Source organism: Parapedobacter sp. GCM10030251, from assembly GCF_042666505.1.
GTDB lineage: Bacteria > Bacteroidota > Bacteroidia > Sphingobacteriales > Sphingobacteriaceae > Parapedobacter.
Genome location: NZ_JBHTDN010000004.1, coordinates 499,065 through 522,271, shown reverse-complemented (window position 1 = coordinate 522,271; position 23,207 = coordinate 499,065). Strand labels below are relative to the sequence as shown.

The 23,207-nt window shown below is 46.3% G+C and carries 21 protein-coding genes and 5 tRNA genes; 2 read left to right on the top strand and 24 right to left on the bottom strand.

The window, feature by feature from the left end; genetic code table 11:
• Window positions 1–25: 25 nt before the first annotated feature.
• From rpoB to ACFQRK_RS14405, 13 genes are all read right to left on the bottom strand, one after another.
• Window positions 26–3,835: a DNA-directed RNA polymerase subunit beta gene (gene rpoB / locus ACFQRK_RS14465; protein WP_379007875.1), complete on the bottom strand. Its 3,810-nt coding sequence runs from the start codon at window positions 3,833–3,835 to the stop codon at window positions 26–28.
• A gap of 178 nt (window positions 3,836–4,013) precedes the next feature.
• Complete coding sequence (gene rplL / locus ACFQRK_RS14460) at window positions 4,014–4,394, bottom strand: 50S ribosomal protein L7/L12 (protein ID WP_379007873.1); 381 nt, start codon at window positions 4,392–4,394, stop codon at window positions 4,014–4,016.
• A 70-nt stretch (window positions 4,395–4,464) separates the two neighbouring features.
• Entirely contained in the window at window positions 4,465–4,983 is a 519-nt protein-coding gene (gene rplJ / locus ACFQRK_RS14455) for a 50S ribosomal protein L10 (protein ID WP_379007871.1), read from the bottom strand.
• A 2-nt stretch (window positions 4,984–4,985) separates the two neighbouring features.
• Entirely contained in the window at window positions 4,986–5,684 is a 699-nt protein-coding gene (rplA, locus tag ACFQRK_RS14450; protein ID WP_379007869.1) for a 50S ribosomal protein L1, read from the bottom strand.
• 22 nt (window positions 5,685–5,706) lie between these two features.
• Window positions 5,707–6,150, bottom strand: a complete 444-nt coding sequence (gene rplK / locus ACFQRK_RS14445) for a 50S ribosomal protein L11 (protein WP_379007867.1) — start codon at window positions 6,148–6,150, stop codon at window positions 5,707–5,709.
• A gap of 154 nt (window positions 6,151–6,304) precedes the next feature.
• The gene (nusG, locus tag ACFQRK_RS14440; protein WP_090627530.1) at window positions 6,305–6,850 is read right to left on the bottom strand and encodes a transcription termination/antitermination protein NusG; all 546 of its coding nucleotides are present in this window, start codon (window positions 6,848–6,850) and stop codon (window positions 6,305–6,307) included.
• 17 nt (window positions 6,851–6,867) lie between these two features.
• Window positions 6,868–7,062 (bottom strand): preprotein translocase subunit SecE, encoded by a 195-nt coding sequence (gene secE, locus ACFQRK_RS14435; RefSeq protein ID WP_379007865.1) that lies wholly within the window; start codon window positions 7,060–7,062, stop codon window positions 6,868–6,870.
• Window positions 7,063–7,080: 18 nt separating this feature from the next.
• A tRNA-Trp gene (locus ACFQRK_RS14430) sits at window positions 7,081–7,151 on the bottom strand.
• Between the two features lie 101 nt (window positions 7,152–7,252).
• Entirely contained in the window at window positions 7,253–8,440 is a 1,188-nt protein-coding gene (gene tuf, locus ACFQRK_RS14425) for an elongation factor Tu (RefSeq protein WP_379007862.1), read from the bottom strand.
• A 64-nt stretch (window positions 8,441–8,504) separates the two neighbouring features.
• A tRNA-Thr gene (locus tag ACFQRK_RS14420) sits at window positions 8,505–8,576 on the bottom strand.
• A gap of 74 nt (window positions 8,577–8,650) precedes the next feature.
• Window positions 8,651–8,723: transfer RNA gene (locus ACFQRK_RS14415), tRNA-Gly, on the bottom strand.
• 5 nt (window positions 8,724–8,728) lie between these two features.
• A tRNA-Tyr gene (locus ACFQRK_RS14410) sits at window positions 8,729–8,809 on the bottom strand.
• Between the two features lie 9 nt (window positions 8,810–8,818).
• Window positions 8,819–8,891 (bottom strand) — tRNA-Thr (locus ACFQRK_RS14405).
• Window positions 8,892–9,139: 248 nt separating this feature from the next.
• On the opposite strand from ACFQRK_RS14405, the gene ACFQRK_RS14400 reads away from it, so the two are divergent.
• Window positions 9,140–10,288, top strand: a complete 1,149-nt coding sequence (locus ACFQRK_RS14400; RefSeq protein WP_379007860.1) for a polymerase — start codon at window positions 9,140–9,142, stop codon at window positions 10,286–10,288.
• Here ACFQRK_RS14400 and ACFQRK_RS14395 read toward each other — a convergent pair.
• Both ACFQRK_RS14395 and ACFQRK_RS14390 read right to left on the bottom strand, forming a co-directional pair.
• A complete protein-coding gene (locus ACFQRK_RS14395) occupies window positions 10,285–11,616 on the bottom strand; it encodes a hypothetical protein (RefSeq protein WP_379007858.1) in 1,332 nt (443 codons plus the stop codon). The two genes, ACFQRK_RS14400 and ACFQRK_RS14395, sit on opposite strands and share 4 nt — an antisense overlap.
• A 777-nt stretch (window positions 11,617–12,393) precedes the next feature.
• Window positions 12,394–15,096 (bottom strand): zinc-dependent metalloprotease, encoded by a 2,703-nt coding sequence (locus ACFQRK_RS14390; protein WP_379007857.1) that lies wholly within the window; start codon window positions 15,094–15,096, stop codon window positions 12,394–12,396.
• A gap of 496 nt (window positions 15,097–15,592) precedes the next feature.
• Here ACFQRK_RS14390 and ACFQRK_RS14385 point away from each other — a divergent pair, with 496 nt between their 5' ends.
• Window positions 15,593–16,015, top strand: a complete 423-nt coding sequence (locus tag ACFQRK_RS14385; RefSeq protein ID WP_379007854.1) for a secondary thiamine-phosphate synthase enzyme YjbQ — start codon at window positions 15,593–15,595, stop codon at window positions 16,013–16,015.
• Between the two features lie 29 nt (window positions 16,016–16,044).
• On the opposite strand, the gene ACFQRK_RS14380 is transcribed toward ACFQRK_RS14385, so the two are convergent.
• The 9 genes from ACFQRK_RS14380 to mutY form a co-directional block, all read right to left on the bottom strand.
• The gene (locus ACFQRK_RS14380; protein WP_379007851.1) at window positions 16,045–16,734 is read right to left on the bottom strand and encodes an OmpA family protein; all 690 of its coding nucleotides are present in this window, start codon (window positions 16,732–16,734) and stop codon (window positions 16,045–16,047) included.
• A gap of 99 nt (window positions 16,735–16,833) precedes the next feature.
• Window positions 16,834–17,580 (bottom strand): hypothetical protein, encoded by a 747-nt coding sequence (locus ACFQRK_RS14375; RefSeq protein ID WP_379007849.1) that lies wholly within the window; start codon window positions 17,578–17,580, stop codon window positions 16,834–16,836.
• A gap of 67 nt (window positions 17,581–17,647) precedes the next feature.
• On the bottom strand, window positions 17,648–18,049 hold the full coding sequence (locus ACFQRK_RS14370; protein WP_379007847.1) for a hypothetical protein: 402 nt from the start codon (window positions 18,047–18,049) through the stop codon (window positions 17,648–17,650).
• 10 nt (window positions 18,050–18,059) lie between these two features.
• Window positions 18,060–19,481 (bottom strand): 23S rRNA (uracil(1939)-C(5))-methyltransferase RlmD, encoded by a 1,422-nt coding sequence (rlmD, locus tag ACFQRK_RS14365; RefSeq protein WP_379007845.1) that lies wholly within the window; start codon window positions 19,479–19,481, stop codon window positions 18,060–18,062.
• Between the two features lie 82 nt (window positions 19,482–19,563).
• Window positions 19,564–20,145 carry a TetR/AcrR family transcriptional regulator gene (locus tag ACFQRK_RS14360; RefSeq protein ID WP_379007843.1) on the bottom strand — a complete coding sequence of 194 codons (582 nt, stop codon included), beginning with the start codon at window positions 20,143–20,145 and terminating at the stop codon, window positions 19,564–19,566.
• A gap of 3 nt (window positions 20,146–20,148) precedes the next feature.
• Window positions 20,149–20,571: a hypothetical protein gene (locus ACFQRK_RS14355; RefSeq protein ID WP_379007841.1), complete on the bottom strand. Its 423-nt coding sequence runs from the start codon at window positions 20,569–20,571 to the stop codon at window positions 20,149–20,151.
• Window positions 20,572–20,573: 2 nt separating this feature from the next.
• Complete coding sequence (gene pheS, locus ACFQRK_RS14350; RefSeq protein WP_379007839.1) at window positions 20,574–21,611, bottom strand: phenylalanine--tRNA ligase subunit alpha; 1,038 nt, start codon at window positions 21,609–21,611, stop codon at window positions 20,574–20,576.
• Window positions 21,612–21,680: 69 nt separating this feature from the next.
• Complete coding sequence (locus ACFQRK_RS14345) at window positions 21,681–22,130, bottom strand: single-stranded DNA-binding protein (protein ID WP_379007837.1); 450 nt, start codon at window positions 22,128–22,130, stop codon at window positions 21,681–21,683.
• Between the two features lie 22 nt (window positions 22,131–22,152).
• Complete coding sequence (mutY, locus tag ACFQRK_RS14340) at window positions 22,153–23,205, bottom strand: A/G-specific adenine glycosylase (protein WP_379007836.1); 1,053 nt, start codon at window positions 23,203–23,205, stop codon at window positions 22,153–22,155.
• Window positions 23,206–23,207 lie beyond the last annotated feature (2 nt).

Below are 23,207 nucleotides of genomic sequence, written 5' to 3'. Positions count from 1 at the left end.
TCTAAAGTTAACGCGATATGCTCAATTAATCCAACGTGATATCCAGTCCTAAGCCGCGCAGCTCGTGTACGAGTACGTTGAAGGATTCAGGCACTGATGGAGTTGGCAGGTTATTGCCTTTCACAATCGACTCATACGTTTTGGCTCGGCCTACCACGTCATCCGATTTGACCGTCAGGATTTCCTGAAGGATGTTCGAAGCACCGAATGCCTCCAATGCCCACACCTCCATCTCACCGAAACGCTGTCCACCGAACTGTGCTTTACCGCCGAGCGGTTGCTGCGTGATAAGCGAGTACGGACCGATAGAACGGGCGTGCATCTTATCGTCCACCATGTGACCCAGCTTCAGCATATAAATCACACCTACCGTAGTCGGTTGATCGAAGCGTTCACCTGTCAATCCGTTGAAAAGGTAAGTCCGGCCCGACTCAGGTAATTCAGCTTTGGCTACCCATTCCTCTACTTCTTCGGTTGAGGCACCGTCAAAAATCGGTGTTGCAAACTTAACGCCTAGCTTTTGACCAGCCCAACCCAGTACCGTCTCATAAATCTGCCCTAGGTTCATCCGTGAAGGCACACCGAGTGGGTTTAGTACGATATCTACCGGCGTACCGTCTTCCAAGAAAGGCATATCTTCGTCACGGACAATCCGTGCAACGATGCCTTTGTTACCGTGACGACCGGCCATCTTATCACCCACTTTCAATTTGCGCTTCTTCGCGATAAATACTTTGGCCATCTGCACAATACCCGAAGGCAGCTCATCCCCTACACTGATCGCGAATTTATCCCGTTTATAAGCACCCAGCTCTTCGTTCAACTTGATGTTATAGAAGTGCAGAGCTTGTTTGATCAATTCGTTTTTATCGTCATCAGTAGTCCATCCGGCCGGATTGATATTGTTGTACTCCAAGTCGGATAGGATTTTTTGCGTAAATTTCGCACCCTTTGGAACCAACAATTCCTTATAGACATTGTAGACACCTTGGGACGTCTTACCGTTGACAATGGCAAACAGTTTATCGACCAGTTTGTCTTTCAATGTTTTCAAGGCTTTTGCATGTTGGGTATCCAGCTGATCAAGCGCCCTTTTCTCTTCCTCCTTGGCCATCTTCTTCGCCCGTGAAAACAGTTTAGTGTCTATCACCACACCGTTGATGGAAGGCGGGGTTTTCAGCGATGCGTCTTTTACGTCACCGGCTTTATCACCGAAAATAGCACGAAGAAGCTTCTCTTCCGGCGATGGATCTGATTCACCCTTGGGTGTGATTTTACCGATCAGGATATCACCTTCACGCACTTCAGCACCAATCCGAATGATACCATTTTCATCCAGGTCTTTGGTAGCTTCTTCCGATACGTTCGGGATATCCGCGGTCAGTTCCTCTTCTCCACGTTTGGTGTCGCGGACCTCCAACTCAAATTCCTCTATATGCAGTGACGTAAAGATATCCTGGCTTACCACACGCTCAGAAATCACAATGGCGTCCTCAAAATTGAATCCCTGCCAGGGCATGAACGCAACTTTCAAGTTTCGCCCCAAAGCTAATTCCCCGTCCTGCGTGGCATAACCTTCGCAAAGAACCTGGCCCTTCTCAACCTTCTGGCCTTTCTTTACGATCGGCTTCAAATTGATACAGGTGCTTTGGTTCGTTTTCTTGAATTTGATAAGCTTATAGGTCTTTATGTCGTCGTCAAATGACACGAGTCGTTCGTCCTCGCTTCGATCATAACGGATTTTGATTTCATTTGCATCTACATATTCCACCACACCATCTGCTTCCGCATTGATAAGGGTACGTGAGTCACGCGCTACGCGGCCTTCCAATCCCGTACCTACAATAGGAGCTTCCGGACGCAGCAACGGCACAGCCTGGCGTTGCATGTTGGATCCCATGAGCGCACGGTTGGCGTCATCGTGTTCCAGGAATGGAATTAACGACGCTGCGATAGAAGTAATCTGGTTGGGCGCAATGTCCATCAAATCCAGCTTTTCAGGTTCAATTACCGGAAAGTCACCCTCGTAACGCGCCTTCACCCTAGGCGTAATAAAATTACCTTTATCATCATACTCCGCGTTGGCCTGAGCGATGGTTTTGCCATCCTCATCCTCCGCAGATAGGTAGACGACCGGCTCTTCTACTACGACCCGTCCTTCTTCTACCCGCCGATATGGCGTCTCGATAAATCCAAGATTGTTAATCTTGGCATGCACGCAGAGTGATGAAATCAATCCGATATTCGGTCCTTCAGGCGTTTCGATTGTACACAGCCTTCCATAGTGGGTATAGTGAACGTCGCGAACCTCAAAGCCCGCACGCTCACGCGACAGACCACCGGGTCCGAGGGCAGACAACCTACGTTTATGGGTAATTTCAGCCAACGGGTTCGTCTGATCCATGAACTGCGACAACTGGTTTGTGCCGAAGAACGAATTGATAACGGATGACAATGTCCGAGCATTGATCAAATCAGTCGGCGTAAACACTTCGTTATCACGAATGTTCATCCGTTCACGAATGGTACGTGCCATACGAGACAATCCAACGCCAAACTGCGAATACAGTTGTTCGCCCACTGTACGCACGCGACGGTTGGACAAGTGGTCGATATCGTCAACTTCGGCTTTCGAATTGATCAAATTAATCAAGTACTTCACAATCGCAATGATATCCTCACGTGTAAGCACTTTAATTTCATCCGGCGTATCTAATTGCAATTTGCGGTTAATTCGGTAACGTCCTACGTCGCCGAGGTCGTATCGCTTATCGGAAAAGAACAATCGTTCTATAATGCCGCGCGCGGTTTCCTCATCAGGCGGTTCTGCATTTCGCAATTGGCGATAAATATGCTCCACAGCCTCTTTTTCCGAGTTAGAAGTATCCTTCTGCAGGGTGTTGTAGATGATGGAATAGTCCGCTGCATTGGCTGTATCTTCTTTGGTAAGGATAATCGATTTTACCCCTGCGTCGATAATGAGGTCGATGTGTTCGTCTTCCAAGATGGTTTCGCGCTCCAACACGACCTCATTACGGTCGATGGACACGACTTCTCCCGTATCCTCGTCGACAAAATCCTCAATCCACTTTTTCAACACCCGTGCGGCCAGTTTACGGCCTACGTATTTTTTAAGCCCCGACTTGCTTACTTTTACCTCATCGGCCAATTCGAACAATTCCAAAATGTCTTTGTCTGAATCGTATCCGATGGCACGTAAAAGGGTAGTGACGGGGAACTTCTTTTTACGATCTATATACGCATACATGACGTTGTTTACGTCTGTAGCGAATTCGATCCATGATCCCTTGAACGGGATGACCCTTGCCGAGTAAAGTTTGGTGCCATTGGTGTGACGGCTTTGACCGAAAAACACACCCGGTGAGCGGTGTAGTTGCGATACGATTACACGCTCTGCGCCGTTAATAACAAAAGTCCCCTTTGGGGTCATGTACGGTATAGTTCCCAAATATACGTCTTGAACGATGGTTTCGAAATCTTCATGCTCTTCATCGTTACATGACAGACGGAGTTTTGCCTTGAGCGGGACACTGTAAGTCAGTCCACGCTCGATACACTCCTGGATACCATAGCGCGGCGGATCAATGAAATAATCCAAAAACTCAAGCACGAAAATGTTCCTTGAATCAGAAATGGGAAAGTTTTCGGAAAAAACCTTAAACAGCCCTTCCTGGTGGCGGTTGTCTGAAGTTGTTTCAAGCTGAAAAAACTCCTTGAAAGATTCCAATTGCACATCCAGAAAATCGGGATAATCAATCACCTTTTTACTGCTTGCAAAATTTACTCTTTCGTTTTGAATACTTTTGTTTGCCAAGGGAATAAGAATTTAGTTTAACTATTTAAACTGTTTTGTTGCTGTCTTTTTTTACCAGTAACCGGTTTCCAGATACAGCACTGGATGATATTGTAGGGGGAAAAGTCATAAACAGGAATAGACTCTGACGACAATCACGTCAGAGTCTAACCCATTCAGGTACGTTGTATGATCCGAATTAGTTGATCTCAACAACAGCTCCTGCTTCTTCGAGTTGCTTTTTCAAAGCTTCAGCTTCGTCTTTAGCAACACCTGTTTTCAATTCTTTCGGTGCGCCGTCAACCAAGTCTTTTGCTTCTTTCAGGCCAAGGCCTGTCAAATCTTTCACCAATTTAACAACAGCCAATTTCTGGCCACCAGCTTCTTTCAGGATTACATCGAAAGAAGTTTTTTCTTCAGCAGCAGCAGGTGCATCACCACCTGCAACAGGACCAGCAACAGCAACTGCTGCAGCAGCAGGCTCAATGCCATACTCATCCTTTAAGATTTGAGCTAACTCGTTAACTTCTTTTACTGTCAAGTTTACCAACTGCTCAGCAAACGCTTTTAAATCTGCCATTTTATTTTAAATTTTTGAATTTACTTTTTATTCTATTAATAATCCGTAGGGCTTTTTGATTGAGGGTCCCTTAACCTCTTTCTTGTAATGTTTTGACCAATCCTGCCAATGTATTGCCTCCAGACTGAAGTGCAGAAACCACATTTTTCGCAGGAGATTGCAACAGGCCAATGATATCGCCAATCAACTCATTCTTAGATTTGAGCTTGCTCAGCGCATCCACTTGGCTATCACCGATGAATACAGCTGTATCGATATAAGCACCCTTCAAAACAGGCTTATCACTGTCTTTCCGGAGTTCCTTAATCAATTTTGCAGGTGCATTGCCGGTTTCTGAAAAAAGCATGGTAGAAGAACCCTTCAACACACCGAGCAATTCCTGCGAATCCACTCCTGCTTCTTCCAGCGCCTTCCTGATCAATGTGTTTTTTACCACTTGGATGGCGATTCCGCTGTCAAAACATTTACGGCGAATGCCGTTGATTTTAGCCACAGTCAAATCAGCAGTGTCGGTAATATAAAAATTACCATACGATTTAATCTGCTCAGCCAAAGCTTTAACAATTTCTTGTTTTTCTTCTCTTTTCATGATTAAATTCCTGCTACTGATTTAGTTTCGACCTGAATACCTGGACTCATGGTAGAAGAGAGGTAGATACTTTTAAAGTACGTTCCCTTCGCCGCTGACGGCTTCAACTTGGAGATTGTTTGCAAAACTTCTAGGGCGTTCTCGTAGATCTTATCTGATGAAAAAGAAACCTTGCCTATTGAAGTATGAATAATTCCAGTCTTGTCTACCTTGAAATCAATCTTACCTGCCTTGACATCAGCAACCGCCTTACCTACGTCGGTCGTTACCGTGCCGGTTTTCGGATTAGGCATCAAGTTCCGTGGACCTAAAATACGGCCCAACTTACCCACCTTAGCCATTACGCTCGGCATAGTAATGATGATGTCAATATCGGTCCATCCGCCCTCGATTTTGCTGATATAGTCGTCCAATCCCACATAGTCTGCTCCCGCAGCTTTGGCTTCTTCCTCTTTATCAGGAGTACAAAGCACCAGCACGCGGACGGTTTTACCCGTACCATGTGGCAAAGTCGCGATACCGCGCACCATTTGATTGGCTTTACGGGGATCTACGCCGAGGCGTACGTCAATATCCACCGAAGCATCAAACTTGGTTGCCGTAATATCTTTTACCAAGGCGGAAGCCTCCTGCAAAGAATATGCTTTACCAACTTCAATCTTGGATAGTGCCGCTTTCTGATTTTTCGTTAATCTTGCCACTTTCTTAAACTGATTTCGTTAATTAATTGTTCCAGGGCGCATTACCATTGACCGTAATTCCCATACTACGCGCCGTCCCAGCTACCATGCGCATGGCCGAATCCAGTGTAAACGCGTTCAAGTCAGTCATCTTATCTTTCGCAATGGCTTCAACCTGTTCCCAAGTCACCGAGCCAACCTTTTTACGGTTTGGCTCTCCAGAGCCCCCCTTTACGCCCGATGCCTCAATCAATTGAATGGCAACCGGAGGGGTCTTAATGATAAAATCGAACGATTTGTCGCTGTACACCGTGATAACGACAGGCAATACTTTGCCGGGCTTGTCTTGGGTGCGTGCATTGAACTGCTTGCAAAACTCCATAATGTTCACCCCCTTGGCACCCAAAGCGGGACCTACCGGAGGCGAAGGATTTGCAGCGCCGCCCTTCACTTGTAATTTTACTAACGCACTGACTTCTTTTGCCATTTCTCGATGTAAATTTAATTAATAAATGTTTGTTAGTAAGTTGGAAGCATTTAACGTAACATTTAGATTTTGAAGCGCTTAGCACTTAATTACACAAGCACCCCAAAATGGAGTGCAAAGGTACAGATTTTTTTCTAAAAGAAAGCAATGATGCTTATTCTTTTTCTACTTGTATATAATTCAGTTCCAAAGGCGTTTTGCGGCCAAATACCTTGACCATCACCTTCAACTTTTTCTTTTCCTCATTAACCTCTTCAATTTCCCCGGTAAATCCGTTGAATGGACCGTCGTTCACTTTAACGAGCTCTCCCACATAAAAAGGAACATTCATCAACTCGCCCTGTTCAGACATTTCATCTACCTTGCCAAGAATTCGGTTGATTTCGGCCGGTCGCAAAGGAATCGGAGTTCCATCCTTATCTCCCAAAAAGCCGACTACGCTGTTGATGTTTTTGATCACGTGTTCCAACTCACCATCCAACGCTGCTTCCAATAGAACATATCCAGGATAGAAATTGCGCTCCTTAGCCACCTTCTTTCCGTCACGCATTTGGTAATACTTCTCCATCGGTATCAAAACCTGTGGCACCAAGTGATTAATCCCCATGCGATTTATTTCTGCCTCTATATATTGTTTTACCTTTTTCTCCTTACCACTTACGGCCCGTACAACATACCATTTGAGTGCTTGATCTGCCATTTCTACTTCCCCAACAATTAAGACCTAATATTATAAAACAACTCCAGCACGCTACTCGACGCCTTATCCATAGCAAAAACAGCCAACGCAATGATAATCGACGCCACTAACACTACCACGGCCGAACTTTGCAGCTGGGACCAGGTCGGCCAGGTGACTTTCTGGCTCATTTCTGTATAGGAGTCTTTTATAAATTCAAGTACGCTTGCCATGTTAACTCATCATTTTTGCACGGGCACCAGGATTCGAACCCAGATCAAAGGTTTTGGAGACCTCTATTCTACCATTGAACTATGCCCGTGTGTGTGTCTTCATTTATTAGACACGATTAGCTAATCAGTCAAATATCGCTGATTAGCTAATCGGCTTTGGAATGCATCCAAATCCCCGAAGGGATTTGGTTTATTTGATGATTTCAGTTACCTGTCCAGCACCTACAGTCCGGCCACCTTCACGGATAGCGAAACGAAGGCCTTTTTCCATAGCGATCGCATTGATCAACTTTACAGTAATCGTTACGTTATCACCAGGCATTACCATCTCAACACCGTCCGGAAGCGCAATCTCTCCAGTCACATCCGTGGTACGGAAATAGAACTGCGGACGATATTTGTTAAAGAATGGTGTATGACGGCCACCTTCGGCTTTTGAAAGTACGTAAACCTCTGCCTTGAACTCGGTATGCGGAGTTACAGAACCTGGCTTACAAATAACCATACCCCGACGGATATCGGTCTTTTCGATACCACGCAACAACAACCCTACGTTATCACCAGCCTCACCGTAATCCAGGATCTTGCGGAACATTTCCACCCCGGTCACTGTTGACTTCAAGTTTTCAGCACCCATACCAAGAATCTCAACCGGATCACCGGTATTGATCACACCACGCTCGATACGTCCGGTAGCAACCGTACCACGACCTGTGATAGAAAATACGTCTTCAATCGGCATCAAGAACGGAAGATCCGTCAACCGCGGAGGAATCGGGATGTAGTTATCCACGGCGTCCATCAATTCCATGATTTTGTCTACCCATTGCGGCTCGCCATTCAAACCACCTAGTGCAGAACCACGGACTACAGGGATGTCGTCGCCTGGATATTCGTAGAATGACAACAACTCACGGATTTCCATTTCCACCAAATCCAACAACTCCGGGTCGTCAACCAAGTCCACTTTATTCATGAATACGACCAAAGCAGGTACACCTACCTGACGAGCTAAGAGGATGTGTTCGCGGGTTTGCGGCATCGGACCGTCAGTAGCAGCTACTACGATAATAGCTCCGTCCATCTGAGCAGCACCCGTAACCATGTTCTTTACATAGTCGGCGTGACCCGGACAGTCTACGTGCGCATAGTGACGGCTTGCTGTTTGGTATTCAACGTGTGACGTATTAATGGTGATACCACGTTCTTTTTCTTCAGGAGCAGAGTCAATGGAATCAAAAGAACGGGCTTCAGAAAGTCCTTTATCTGCTAATACTTTCGTAATTGCGGCGGTAGTGGTTGTTTTACCGTGGTCAACGTGACCGATCGTACCAATGTTTAAGTGCGGCTTACTGCGGTCAAATTTCTCTTTTGCCATGTTTTATGCGAATTAGTAATTTAAAATTTTATTGTATGATGTTAACTAGTATGTTACTCTTACGAGCCAATGATGGGACTTGAACCCATGACCTCTTCCTTACCAAGGAAGTGCTCTACCGCTGAGCTACATCGGCTTTGTGTTTACAATCAAAATTCCCTGTCAATTCACCTGATTAGTGGCTTGACAGAGACATGATCACACCTTATGAGCGGAAGACGGGTCTCGAACCCGCAACCTATAGCTTGGAAGGCTATCGCTCTACCAATTGAGCTACTTCCGCTGATGTGGGGGGAGAAGGATTCGAACCTTCGAAGCCGAAGCAACGGATTTACAGTCCGTCCCATTTGACCGCTCTGGAATCCCCCCCTATTTTTGAGCCCCCTGCCGGGATCGAACCAGCGACCTACTGATTACAAGTCAGTTGCTCTACCAGCTGAGCTAAGGAGGCAAAATATTTCAAAAAACACAAGTTTCCTTACATTTCGACTTAACAACAAACTGTTGTTTTATTTCGTCGGTTCCGCCAAACAACGGACGGGTTAAGGAGACAAAAATCTTCAAAAAACACCCCTTTCCTTTAGGGACTGCAAAGATATACAAACTTGCATTAATACAAAAATAATTTGCAAAAATATAGTGGGGGCCGTTGGTTATCTGTTAATCCGTATCTTCGCCGCAGAAAAATGTGCTATGGAAATGGTTCAACGTTACGTGTTTTGTTTACTCATCGGGGCAATTGCGGTTCCGGCTTTGGCGCAGGAAAAAAAGAGTATTTGGGACCATAAACTCATTAAGCGGTTTATTTCGCCTGAAAAAGATAGCACGCGATCGGCGGGATTTATCGTTGTCCCCGCACTGGGCTATGCACAGGAAACCGGATTGGAATTCGGTTTGGCAGGCGTCTATAATTTTTATCTCAACAAGACCGACACCGCCATCCGAACCTCCAATATTACCTTCATCGGCACATTTACGACCGAGCAACAGACTAATCTCAAGTTGGAATCGGATTTATGGACCACAGGCAACCAATATCACTATACCAGCGAACTCCGGTTCCGAAATTTTCCGTTCAATTTTTATGGAATCGGTAATCAGACAAATGAGCGTGACGAAGATGTTTTGCTCATGCAATTGATTCGCTTGCGCTTTGAGGGCGAACGCAGGCTAGCCCCCTACTACTATGCAGGAGTTAACCTGGCTTACGAGCGCTACGCTTTTTCCGACCGTGAAAACGGCGGAATATTCCAACACACGCCTCCCTATGGAAACGCTGGCGGCGGACATTTTCTAGTCGGTATCTCGCAATTGTATGATACACGCGATGTAAACACCTATACCACCCGGGGGTATTATGCGCGTGCAAAATACGCCTATTCACCCGGCTTCGGCGGTGGTGACCGTTTCAAGGGAAGTATAGTAGATGTAGATTTGCGTGCATTTTTTCCGATATCCCGCCAATTGACGTTGGGATTCAATGGCCAATATAGGACGTCAATGGGCGCGCGCATACCTTTCTATGTGTACCGTGAACTGGGTGGCGATATGATGATGCGCGGATACTATACAGGCCGATATCGGGATCGCAGTTTAATTGCTTTCCAAAGCGAGCTCCGTTATCGTTTTCATTCCCGGGTGGGTGTCGCCGGCTTTGTCGGTACGGGCTCTACCTACCGTAATGGATGGCGGAATGTGCGCCTTGTTCCCTCGTACGGCGGTGGCGTCCGGTATTTCTTTGATTTGGAACATAACAGCAGCGTCCGCCTTGACTATGGGTATGGGGAGCAACGCCCCGGCGAAAAGCGCCAGGGCGGCTTTTACCTGTCATTGAGCGAAGCTTTCTAGTGAAAATCATGCTCGATCACCTCATCCCAAACCGGATTGATGTTAATCGAAAAACGGTCGATATTTCCCAATAGTCGTCCCCTGAATTTCAACTGCATATTGTTTCGGATATCTTCGCTTAGCACCACCTTATTTAGCTCGTCCCCCTCCCTTCCATAGGCAGTCACTACATAACTGACTTTTATTAAATCATTTGGTGTTCCTAAAAATTGATGGAAGGTCAATTGATAATCTTCCTCTCTCTCCAATCCGTCAAACGATAGGGAATTGAGGCCACCTGTTGGTTGTTCCGCGGGCACACCATACGGCGTATACCAAAAATTCTCATGTTTACGAACAATGTCAATCCGCTTGACTTTAGTTAGGTTCGACCATGAGTCTGTAAAATCGAAAGTAACTGAACTAAAACATCGTGTCAGCACGGCCGGCTCCGTTACATCGGCATTGCCTACTTCAAGCCCTTGCTTCCACGAAGCAAAGGTAACCGCCTGATAGTCGTCAAAACTCTGCCCGAGGTAAAACTCACTGGCATGGGTCAAATTTTCTGGTAGAAGTAAGTTTGATTCAGATCGATACGCTAGCAGCAATACGTCGTAGGTTCCAGGGAATAACTTGATATGCAAGAGACCATCGTCGCCCAATTCATGCATTGCCAATTCATTTTGCACGACTATGCCGCCGTGGTCGGACGAAAAAACGTAATAACGTAATATACCGGGCATGGATGGATCTCCCCCCTCCGTTTCTTCCGCGTTATAGATACCCGAAAAACGGACGTTGTCAAAACGAACAGTACCGCTATTCTGGTTATAACCGATTTCTTCACCCGCGGAATTCAGCGGCCGTTCTCCGGCGGACATCTCAAACTTAATCATTAATACATCAATTCCTATAAATTCGGCGTAGGTACTGAGGTCAATCTCATAGACATTCCTAGACTGGGCACTCCTGTTTGTGAATTGATTTGCTGCACTTAGCATGTTGTAATTCATGCCACCGTCAATGGAATATGCCAGCGAGAAATCCTTAGGCCCGGTGTCCGAACTGCTGATGTCAAAAGCAAACTGTCCGATCGACTCCGCGCCCTTTATTGGGATTGAAACAACCAATGACTTGGCGCCACGTAAACTCATCGATTGCCCAGCCTCATATCCATCTCCGGAAAATCCAGCGAAAAAATCCGGTTCAACAGCACTTGCCTGGAAAGTAATCTCCGCTCCTTCAGCCAACGCGATATCTGGGCTTAAAGTTTCATCATTGAACGACCAGTAATACAAGTATTGCGGTTCAGGGCTCGGTACGATGAGAGGGCGTCCCTCCGCTCGCATGTTATCAAGCTTTAAAGCATTTTTTGCATAACGGCCGGATAAGGGAGTGATTTCGGATTCGAAGCCCGATAATTTAAACGTAATGTTAGACATATACCTCTCCTCCGGAAGTGGTATCGGAATGTCACGTTGACAACCGGCTAATAAAACCAGTCCGGTATAACAAATTGGGTAAAAGGTTTTTTGTAAAGAAATCATAACTATAATGGATTTAGTGAAGACATTGTTGGTTTAAGAAGCCGGCAATAAATCTGGTTTAGATTCTCAGCGAAAATATCGATTATAAGGAAATTTTTCCTCACTTGCACCAAATTGTGATGTAATCTTTACAGCGAAGGCAATCTGATTAACAATTAAAACAATTGATCAATTCATAATTAGCCGACTGAATAAAAATGAAACAAATCATCTTTAATAATCTTCTAAAACAAACTTGTATAAGTGAAAAAGTGATTAGAAAATTTGGATGTATAGCTACAGACCGATAAGATCTAGTCCAGGTTTTACCGGTAAAATCTGGACTCAACCCGGACTAGCCCTGCCATAACCGCGGGGTCATGGCGAATAAAGTACGGACGGGGGCGTTAACCTAATTCTACCTTGTTCGGCCGAACCTGGGACAACAAATCACAAAGGTTGGTAAGTGTGCAAAGAAGCGATTGAGGTTGTTTGTTATAAAAAATACATACAACTAGGGCACACAAAAAAATCGGGCGTTTTTTAGATTGAAAGATACTTCCGATCTAAAAAACGCCCGAATCGACTAACACGCCTTACCTAGGACGCTTTGTCTACCGATAGCGCTTTATCGATTAAAAACACCAGGTTTTTCCGGTGCGCATCGGTCTGGAGATCAGCCCCTGAAGCCGCTCCCCCCAACTTTGATTTAATAGCTGTCAGCGTCGTGAGCGCTGCTGCCTTGCTTGCATGGTCGTAGCCCATTTTAGCATCTAAAATGCCACTTAGCGCCGACACATAATCGGTTTGAAGGTTTTGACGGATCAAATCGACAGGGCCTCCCAAGTCTGCGTCAAAAATATTTGCCGTCAGGTCCTGCATCACTTCTGCTACCGAATATTCGTTGCCGTAAAGGCTGCTATTACTGATACGCGAGAGCGTTGTCGGATGAAGAATGTGCGAAAGTGTGCTCACCTGCAACGAACGAAATGTATTTTGCGGTTTGTAGTCTTCCGTACCGCTGAAGAAATTGAAGCCCCGGCGTTGTGGTTGGAGATAAGGGAATAAGGAATAGTCTTCCGCGAAGGCGTCCGGTGCGTAAATATATTTACCAAGTAATGCCATCGCCTTCTTCTGCAATTCCAGCGGTACGGGGGTATAAGGCTGCGCGTCACTACGTTGCCCTACGAAACTGCGGTCTACATATACCCCGCCTATGTATCGACTGATGGCAGCCGCCATGTTAAAACGCTGGCTATTAAGTTGGCCATAGCGTTGGAGAAGCTCCTGATAGCTTTGATTAGGTCTACTGAATCGCTCTTTCAGTTTCGGCATCATATCGTTTACCAACAGAAATCGCTCCTCGCCGTAGGCCATCATATCGTTGGAATGGTCATTGACATTTACACGGGGATCTATGGCTTTTCCCGGACTGCGCATATCATCCGCGTCGTTGCCAAACGCCAGTTTCGGCTCTGTGCTTCGGTCGAGGATCTTATTTAGGCCCTTTTCTTCTTCGCCGGGAGAAAACGGTGTGTAGCCGTATTCAATCGCCCAGATGTCGTAAGGTCCTGCTTTGGTCGTATAGTAGTCCCCCTGCTTACTGCGATCTCTGCTTACATTGATGGCCGGGTAGTCCATTACTGAACCCTGAAGTCCAATTTTCCGTGTCAATTTGGTATCGTGCAGTTGTTCAGGACTCAACATCTGGCTGGCCCTCATGTTGTGATTTAACCCCAGTGTATGGCCCATCTCATGCATGATCAGGTAATACAGGAACTGCTTATGCATCTCTTTGACCGCTGCAGTCTGATTGGCTTCTCCCGCTCCCACATCCAGGGTTTCCACTACGGCTATACCGGTTTGGAACTGCATGCTTAACTCGTTGGCCAGATTACACATCGTCATCCGATTCACCTGAGAATGATGCACATATTCGGTTTGCGGAGGTGTCGCCTGCGCTGTATGTTCCCAAGGAAGGGTCCCCAAGGCTGCCACCCCGCCATTGAATAAATCATCATAAACCGGCGTTCCTGCGCCTGATTTCCATTCCACCGTAATATCGGCTCCCAGAATTTGTCCGGTTAACGGGTTAAAAAAGCTCGGCCCAATGGCGCCATAGCTCGGGCTGCTGGACGACTTCCATCGGATTACGTTATACGCAATATCTGCGGGATCCCAATCTGCGTCATCCGGCATCTCTTTCATGACCACGGCATTTTTAAAGCCGGCCGCTTCGAAAGCCTCGTTCCACTTTTCGCCGGCCTCTTTAATAATCGGTCGGTATTCAAGCGGTGTCGTGTTTTCTATCCAGAAGACAATCGGGTCAACCGGCTCACTTATCTTGGCATTAGGGTCTTTCTTCTCTAGATGCCAACGGCTAATAAAATCACGATAAGGAGTTGGCGATACCGATGTTAAATCATCCAATTCGGCTCCGAAATACCCAACCCGTGGATCGTCCCGCCTAGGTCGGTAGGTATTCTGCGGTACTTCCAAGAATGAATGCTGCATCCTGATGGTCACATACCGGGCATCCGTGATGTCCTTTCCGCCGCCATTCATCGGCATGGGATTATCATAGGCAAGCCGCACCACGATGTCCGTATTTTTTGGGAATGACCGTACCGTATCGTAACTCGATTTGGCAACATTTAGATTTCCTAAATTAAACATGGCTCCGGGAGGCATACCCGGAGGCATGGTCGGTTTCACTTGATCTAGTTTATCGCTGATGAACAAGCCATCTATCGGAATCAGGTAACCTGCGCTGTCTGAGGCAGCAATTTTCTCCGAATAAAAAACTGCATCTGCAACGTCCGCGTTAGCTGCTTTGCTGACCGGATTCTTGGGATCGTAATAAAACGAAGTGTTTTTCCGCAAAAATTCGATCCGGTCATTATTTTTGCGAATTGTGAACAGCCACGTGTCCCGGATCATGTTCTGATTGAGGAACAAACCCGTGGGACCGCCCATTGAAAAGCTTTGATAAATAAAGTCTTTGCCCAATTTCCCTTTTTCCAGGTAGAGCTGTAAGCTAGCCGTAGCCGTGTCACGGTATAAGGTAAAAAGCCCTTCCACTTTTTTACTGGCTTTTACCTTATCGTCTATCGACGGCTTTTCGGGCTTTTTTTTCACGGAATCGGCGGCCGTTTTCTTGGTACTGTCGGGCGGCGCCACCTTGGCAGTATCGGGTTGCTTTTTTGACGACGTATCCTGCAGGGCATACATCTTGAGACTACCTGAAGCGGGGGCGACGAAAAAGACACAGCCCGCAACGGTCAATAGCCATACGTACTTCATAAGATTTAGTTAAAATGTGATACCATTCATGTGTGAGTTAGAGATGCCTACCTACTTGTTTCGAGTAAGACGCCTCCGGCTCCCATTTTGTTGCATACGAACATCGCAAATTATACCGGCAGAATTCGTAATTTTATTGTTACAAATCGTGCTTTTTCGTTGTACCTTCTAACCACTTAGGCGGCCGTGCGGAAAGGCACGCTATCTAGTGCCACCAGTCTACCATTATGCGATCGCGCGCAGAAAGTTGTACAGGAGCTGGATTCCGCATTGACTACCTTCATTTTCATATGCACTCGCATACAGTTTAATAATTTCGACTGGCATTGCAATAACCGCTGTAATCGGCTTTCAGCACTATTCCAACTCCGCTCCCTCGGTAAAGTCCGCTGAAACTCGTCCGTGCGCCCATCAACCAGTTTTATCATTATCGGCCAGCGGTCTCGATCAATTACAGATTTGAAGAAAAATTCGGATTTTAGTATCTTGCCAAATTATGGAGATTTTTCAACGACAAGTGACATTACGCGAGCGCCCTCGTGGATTCCATTTAATCACCTCAGAAATAGAAAGTCCTCTAGCCGCTATTTCGCATTGGAAAGCCGGCATATGCCATATTTTTATTCAACATACATCTGCCTCCTTAACAATCAATGAAAATGCCGATCCGACAGTGCGCATGGACTTTGAAACTTACTTTAACAAGACAGTTCCCGAAAATGACCCTGACTATCGGCACGACTACGAAGGGCCGGATGATATGCCGGCCCATATCAAATCATCTTTAATGGGAACATCGGTAAGCATCCCAATCCGGGAAGGGAGACTCACACTCGGAACGTGGCAAGGCCTGTATCTCTGCGAACACCGGAATCAAGGAGGCAGGAGGCAATTGATGATTACGGCTTGGGGTGAATAAAAATGCGGCTTTCATGAAGCCGCATTTACTTAAACTCCGGCCGCTTCTTTGGCCTCTTCTTGCATCTTATCGTTGGCAACAATAACAATTTCTACCCGGCGATTTTGCGCCCGACCGGCCTCCGTACTGTTATCGGCAATGGGCTCATGAAAGCTTTTTCCTTCGGTTTTGATCCGTCTTCCTGCCAAACCTTGAGAAACCGCGTAATTCTTTACGGACTTCGCCCGACGTTCTGATAACCCTTGATTGTACTGATCGGTGCCCTTGTTATCGGTATGTCCGATCACTAAAATATCGGTATCCGGATTATTATTCAGGTTTTCGACCAATTTAGCGATGTTAGTTTTCGCATCGGACTTCAGGTCAGTTTTATCGAAATCAAACAGAATCCCTGAATCAAATTTCACAATAATTCCTTCATCCGCCTTAATTACTTCGGCTCCTGCCACTGTACGCTCAATTTCTGCGGCCTGCTTGTCCATTTTTTTCCCGATCAGCCCTCCGGCTACACCACCCAAAGCTGCACCGGCAAGCACACCTACAGCAGTATTACCGGCCTTTTTCCCGATTATCGCCCCTAAGGCACCTCCCGCCACTGCTCCAGTAGCGGCTCCCTTTTGCGTATTGCTCATGGATTGAATGGTGCTGCAGCTTCCCAGCAACATTGCCGAAGTGGCTACCGACAATCCAAAAAGGGCTATTTTTCTATTCGTTATCATAGTTATTCGTTTTATCTGGGATAAATGCAAACCTGATGCCAAAATGACAACCAGCAACACGAATCTCACAAATCGATAACCTACGCCTCATTGTGCGCATTAGTTGGGGTTGGCTTCCAATTTAGGAAGCTTGGGTGCCGCAGGTCGGCCATCACGATCAAATTGCTTAAAGGACTGGACGATGTATGCTGTAATGTCATATTCGCCCCAGTATTGTGCTTTTTCATAGGACGGCCTGTACCAAATCATGAAGTTTGTTAGGTCGTCACCCTCCAAACCCGTCAGTTCCTGTATTTTTCCCCGGCTGAACTTGCGGTCCACATCCGTTTCGGCAAGTTCCTTTTCCATATAATTACTAAAACGCCTAGCGTTTCGCGGTGTCCGCCCCAGCAGTTCATATAAAGAAGTAATGGGATTAAAAATATAGGCTAAGGCAGGAGGTTTTCCATCAAAATAAACACCCTGCTTGCGATACCCACGCATGGCGTCCCGCAGCTCTGCTTCTTTACTCATCCGATTGACATCGACCTGCTCCAACAAGATGCTACCCGGCGTCATGTCGATCAGTATGTCACTTAACGTCTTAATTTCAACCGCAGCAGGCTCGTATCCCACACTGTTTGCGACGAGTGTGTCTCCTATTGAAACCCTGATTTCAAACGTGCCCAAACCGCTGGACACCGAATTTTGACCGGTATTCGTATTCGTAATGGTCACCCCTCCCAACCGGGTACTGGCTCCTGCTTCTACAACGATACCACGAATTGTCCCCGATTCCTGGGCAGCAAGCCCAATCGGAAACAAGCCAATGGAAATAAACAACAGTATGTAAGTTAGACGCACCATCTATATTTCCCTTTGACTCATTTATATACCAAACGTTTAAACCCCAGCTTTCTTATTCCTGATCAAATCAAGCACTCGGTTTATACGGATAAAACACAAAATTAGCTCCTTCTGGAACGATAACAAAGACACACATAAAGTCTTCGGGCTTTTTATACAGTTTTATGAAATGCGCCTTCCGGTCTTCCTTAATAACACCGCGTTCTACAAACTCTTCCAAGGTAGAAGCATGGATCGACCAATCCGTACCCAGTTCGGCTCGATCCAGTATCAATTCGCCTAAGGCGACTTCATGCTGATGAGCAATAAATATCGGATAGGCAGAAAGCCCCTCGGCCATAATCTCTACAGCGATTTCCTTAATGGATGCGGCATAAAAATCCAAGTTAATTTTCAGACTTTTCAACGGGCTTTCCTTTGGCTGCCCATCGTCGCCCGCCTGCGCTCCGAATAAGTCTTGCAATTCCATGGAAGAGAAGTTAAGCGTAAAAATCTTTCAAACTTAGCAGCACTACGTTTTCCACATGTTGGGTGTGAGGAAACATGTCTACCGGTCGGATTCGTTTCACATCGTATTTTTCATTCAATAGGGCGAGATCCCGCGCTTGAGTGGCTGCATTGCAGCTCACGTACACAATTTTCGGGGCTTCCATTTCTAGCAGACGTGCGACGACATCGGGATGCATTCCCGCTCGCGGTGGATCGGTAATCACCACATCGGGTTTGCCGTGTGTCGCCACGAACTCAGGAGTCAAGACGTCCTTCATATCCCCGGCATAAAACCTCGTGTTGTCAATGCCATTGATCTGCGAATTGATTTTTGCGTCATCGATTGCTGAAGGCACGTACTCCACGCCGATCACTTCGCGCACATGCCGCGCAATGAAGTTGGCAATTGTTCCTGCTCCGGTATACAAATCGTACACGCGCTCGTGCCCTTCAAATGACGCGAAATCACGGGCGATTTTGTAAAGCTCATAGGCCTGCATCGAATTGGTTTGATAGAACGACTTGGCACCAATCTTAAACCGAAGCCCTTCCATTTCCTCGAAGATATGATCCCGCCCTGCATAGAGATGGACATCTTGGTCAAAGATCGTGTCATTCTTCTTCTGGTTGAGGATGTAAAGCAGTGACGTGATCTGCGGAAATTCCTTGGCAAGAAAAGTCAAGGTCCTCGCCACCGTATCTTCATCGGCATACGCAAATACAACGATGACCATCAGCTCGCCGGTAGACGCAGTCCGGATAATGAGGTTGCGCAACGCTCCTTCGTGCATCCGCAGATCGTAGAAGGATATCTGTTGCTCCAGTGCAAACATTCGCAATTTATTCCGAATCTCATTGGAGGGGGATTGCTGCAAATAACAATGTTCTACATTTAATATCTTATCGAACCGCAGAGGTACATGAAACCCCAGTGCATTAGGCTGCAAAGCAGTCTGTTCATCCTCTACTTCCGTAAACCACCGCTTATTGGAAAACGTATATTCGAGCTTATTGCGATAGTATTGTGTCTGTGGAGACGCCAGGATGCGCTCCATTCCCGAAGTATTGACTTTACCCAGGCGCGACAGGGCATTATCCACACTCTTTTGCTTATAAATCAATTGGGCGTCATAGTCCATATGCTGCCATTTGCACCCGCCGCATATTCCGAAATGCCTGCAAAAAGCGTCCGTTCGGTGTGGCGAAGGTCGAATTAACCGGGAAATGCGCGCCTCTGCAAAATTCTTTTTTTTTCGCATCAATTCCACATCTACTACATCCCCAGGAATTGCTTTGTCTACGAAGAGAACAAGCTCCCCCGCTTTGCCCACACCTTTGCCTTCTTCGGCGATATCGGTAATCGAAATATCAGATAGCGTCCGTTGTTCCGGTGTGATTCTTCTTCTGCTCATAGGGATGCAAAGATACAGGTTTGAAATAAATAAAAATCATGGCGCACTCAAAACAGCAAAGACCCTGATTCACGAAGTTAGCTTAATCGCCTCCCACCGTAGCTTTGACGAGATATGGCAAGATTTCTTTTTGAAAGGAGACGAAGTTCTTCCGGACGTCCGCCTCGCTCACCGAAGTAAAGGCAAACGAGAAGACGATATTTTTGCTGGCTTTGATGAGAAAGGTCAATCGTTCAGGCTCAACGGCCTTACCAATTTCGGTGTTGTTAATAAAGGAACTTATTAAAAGAAACTCAAGGTCATCGGATAATGTGCGGAGGTATTCCTGAGTGTTCGTCGACTCCCTGATAAAATCCCAACCCAAGAACTCATTACATATGGTATATGTCAGGCGACTGACACGTAAAATGGTATTGCCTAAGTAGGTTTCGAGATCCGCCTGGTGGTTATATTTGCCGAGTAAATCATCTACGCTCTCCCGAATATAATCCATCAGAATCGCATGAAGCACCAGTTCTTTGCTATCAAAATACTTATAGATGGTGGCTTTAGCTATTTTCGCCTTCCGCGCGATTTCGTTGACGCTGGTTTTTTTATAGCCGTAGCGTCTGAAGAGCTCCCGGGCGGCTTTCTTGATGGTTTCCTTTACTTTATCGGCTTCCATTTATTAATTTGAAACGATTAAGATATCCTGATTCCTTCTTACGTAATAAGGTCGCAGGGGACACTCAGCAATGGCCGAAGGAGAGCCATTCGTCAAGATATACTTGGCTCCGGAGCAGGGGTCTACCGCAACCGGTCCCTCGCCTTCCAGTTCTACCGCACACCTTTTTCCCGGTTCTACCGTACTGCAGCGGTCAAATGCCACATATTGACCATCACTCACCTGCATAACGATGAGCCCGGCGACTCCTCCCCTTTCAACGCCCAACGCCACCGGCTGCATTAACAACCTTAATTCACTAAACTCCACCAACGAGATTGTCGTGTTAAAGGGACGGTAATCGACTACATTACATCCGCCTTTTTTGCAAGCCATGGGTAACGCCAAAACCATCAAGATCCCAATATACCGGCCTGCTTTCCCCATGTTTAAATAAGTTCTGTCTCAAACTGACTTAAAAAACGCACATCATTTTCGGAAAATAATCGTAAATCTCTTATCTCATATTTAAGATTGGTAATGCGTTCAATCCCCATTCCAAATGCAAAACCGGAATATTTCGTAGGATCTATACCACAATTCGCAAGCACATTCGGGTCTACCATACCGCACCCCAATATCTCTACCCACCCCGTATACTTGCATAGGTTACAACCTTCCCCCTTGCAAATGGTACAACTGATATCCATTTCGGCTGATGGCTCGGTGAACGGAAAATAAGAAGGACGGAAACGTACGCGGGTGTCCTCCCCAAAAAGCTCTTGCACGAAATGGTAAAGCGTCTGCTTGAGATCTGCAAAAGAAACCCCTTCGTCCACGTAAAGCCCTTCAACTTGATGAAAAAAGCAATGGGCTCGGGCTGAAATTGCCTCGTTTCGATATACTCTGCCGGGCATGATTGCACGAAAAGGTGGAGTCCCATTTTCCATCATCCGAACTTGAACGGACGACGTGTGCGTACGCAATGCGATGTCATTATGCGCGTCCTTTTTGATGAAAAAAGTATCTTGCATATCACGAGCCGGGTGCTCTGGCGGAAAATTCAGTGCAGTAAAATTGTGCCAGTCGTCTTCGATTTCCGGTCCTTCCGCTACCGTAAATCCCAGTTTCTTAAAAATCTCCACGATTTCCTTTCTGACCAGCGAAAGCGGATGCCGCGAACCGATCGAGATCCCCACACCGGGCAAGGTAAGATCTTCGATCTCCCCCTTGGAACTCTTTGCGCCTGATGCAAACTGTTCCTGATAGGACTTGTACGTTTGCTCAACTGCTTGTTTAAAATCATTCAGCTTTTTGCCGAGTATCCTCTTTTGGTCAGCCGATACCGTTTTAAACTCTTCAAAAAGTTCTCTAACTAAGCCCTTAGCTACCATGAACTTCAATCTGAAGGCTTCCAGCTCATCAGCGGATTGGGGAGCAAACCGCTCAATCTCTTCAGTATACTGTTGTATTTTATCCTGCAACATGACGCCAAAGATATAAAATTCTCTTTAGCTATCAGCGGTCAGGTTTCGGATGCTTCGCGGTACCCGCAATTAAAACAACGCATCCTCCTCGCCCTCGTTCTCTTTAAAATCCACCCCGGGCTCTGAATTTATGTCGTCTGCTTTCCTGGCGCCCGGATCATCGGTCGTATTTCCGGAGGTTTCGAAGTCACTTTTCCGCCCAAGGAGCGTAAAATTATCAGCCACTACTTCGGTTGTATAACGCCTCACACCACCCTTATCTTCATACGTACGTGTCCTTAATTTGCCTTCTACGTACACCAACTTACCTTTAAATAAATACTTCGCAGCCACTTCAGCCAATCCACGCCACATAACAATGTTATGCCACTCGGTCTGTTCCACCCTCCGCCCATCTTTATTGTACATTTCCGAAGTGGCCAGCGGAAAACTCGCTACCGTAACGTTACCATCTAGATGGCGGATTTCCGGATCTTTTCCTAAGTGACCTACTAAAATAACTTTATTGATGCCTGACATAATTTAGGTATATTTTGGTAATTTACTTAATCATATATTCCTTTAAAAAAGAATAAATAAGCTTCGGTTTAGCTAATGTACCTAAATCTTTTATAAAAACATAATTCCAATTTATTTTTTTGTTTTCAAACGGTTCGGGGCGATCTACGGCGACAAATTGCGCGAATAGATTTTGATGGCTTAATACGTGTTTTACCGGTCCGGCAATTAAACGTAGATCGGCGTTCGCACCAAATGCATCGAGCACTTCTGCGGCCATACTCAATTCCCGGAGGTCGACCTGTTGGGGAGTTTCGACCAATGGAAGCTCATACAGATTCTCCCAAATATCGCCCTTCTCCCGTTTGTTCATCAATATTTGATTGTCCTTTCTCACTACGAAATAGTTAAAGTAGCGATTGCGGCTTGCTTTTCCCTTAATTTTAACCGGAAGTTGATTTACCCGCTTTTCTTTCAATGCCCGGCAGTCGAGCCGGAGGACACAGTCGTTACAGTTTGGGCTACCAGGCTTGCATTGAATGGCACCAAACTCCATAATGGCTTGATTATATAGACCGGGATGAGTCCGGTCCAGCAAATCGTTCGCCAATTCCGAAAAAAGCTTTTTCCCTCGGGATGAATTGATGGGATCGTCTATCCCGAAATAACGGGCTAATACCCGGAACACATTGCCGTCTAAAACCGCTTTAGCTTCATTAGCCGAAAAAGAGGCTATCGCGGCGGCGGTGTACTCCCCTATACCCTTTAGCTTGACTAACTCATCATATCGATTCGGAAAAACACCTCCATACGTAGACACCACGGCTTTGGCGGCATGGTGCATGTTCCGGGCCCGGGAATAATAACCCAATCCCTGCCAATGAAGGAGTATTTCTTCTTCCGGTGCACTGGCAAACGCTATGACATCGGGATAATGCGACAAAAACCGATGGAAATAAGGCAATCCTTGTACCACGCGGGTTTGCTGCAAGATCACTTCTGAGAGCCAGATCACATATGGATCTGTCGTCTGCCGCCAAGGAAGATCGCGTTTATGCCGGTTATACCAGGTTATGATTTCTGCCGAAAAAGCCATGG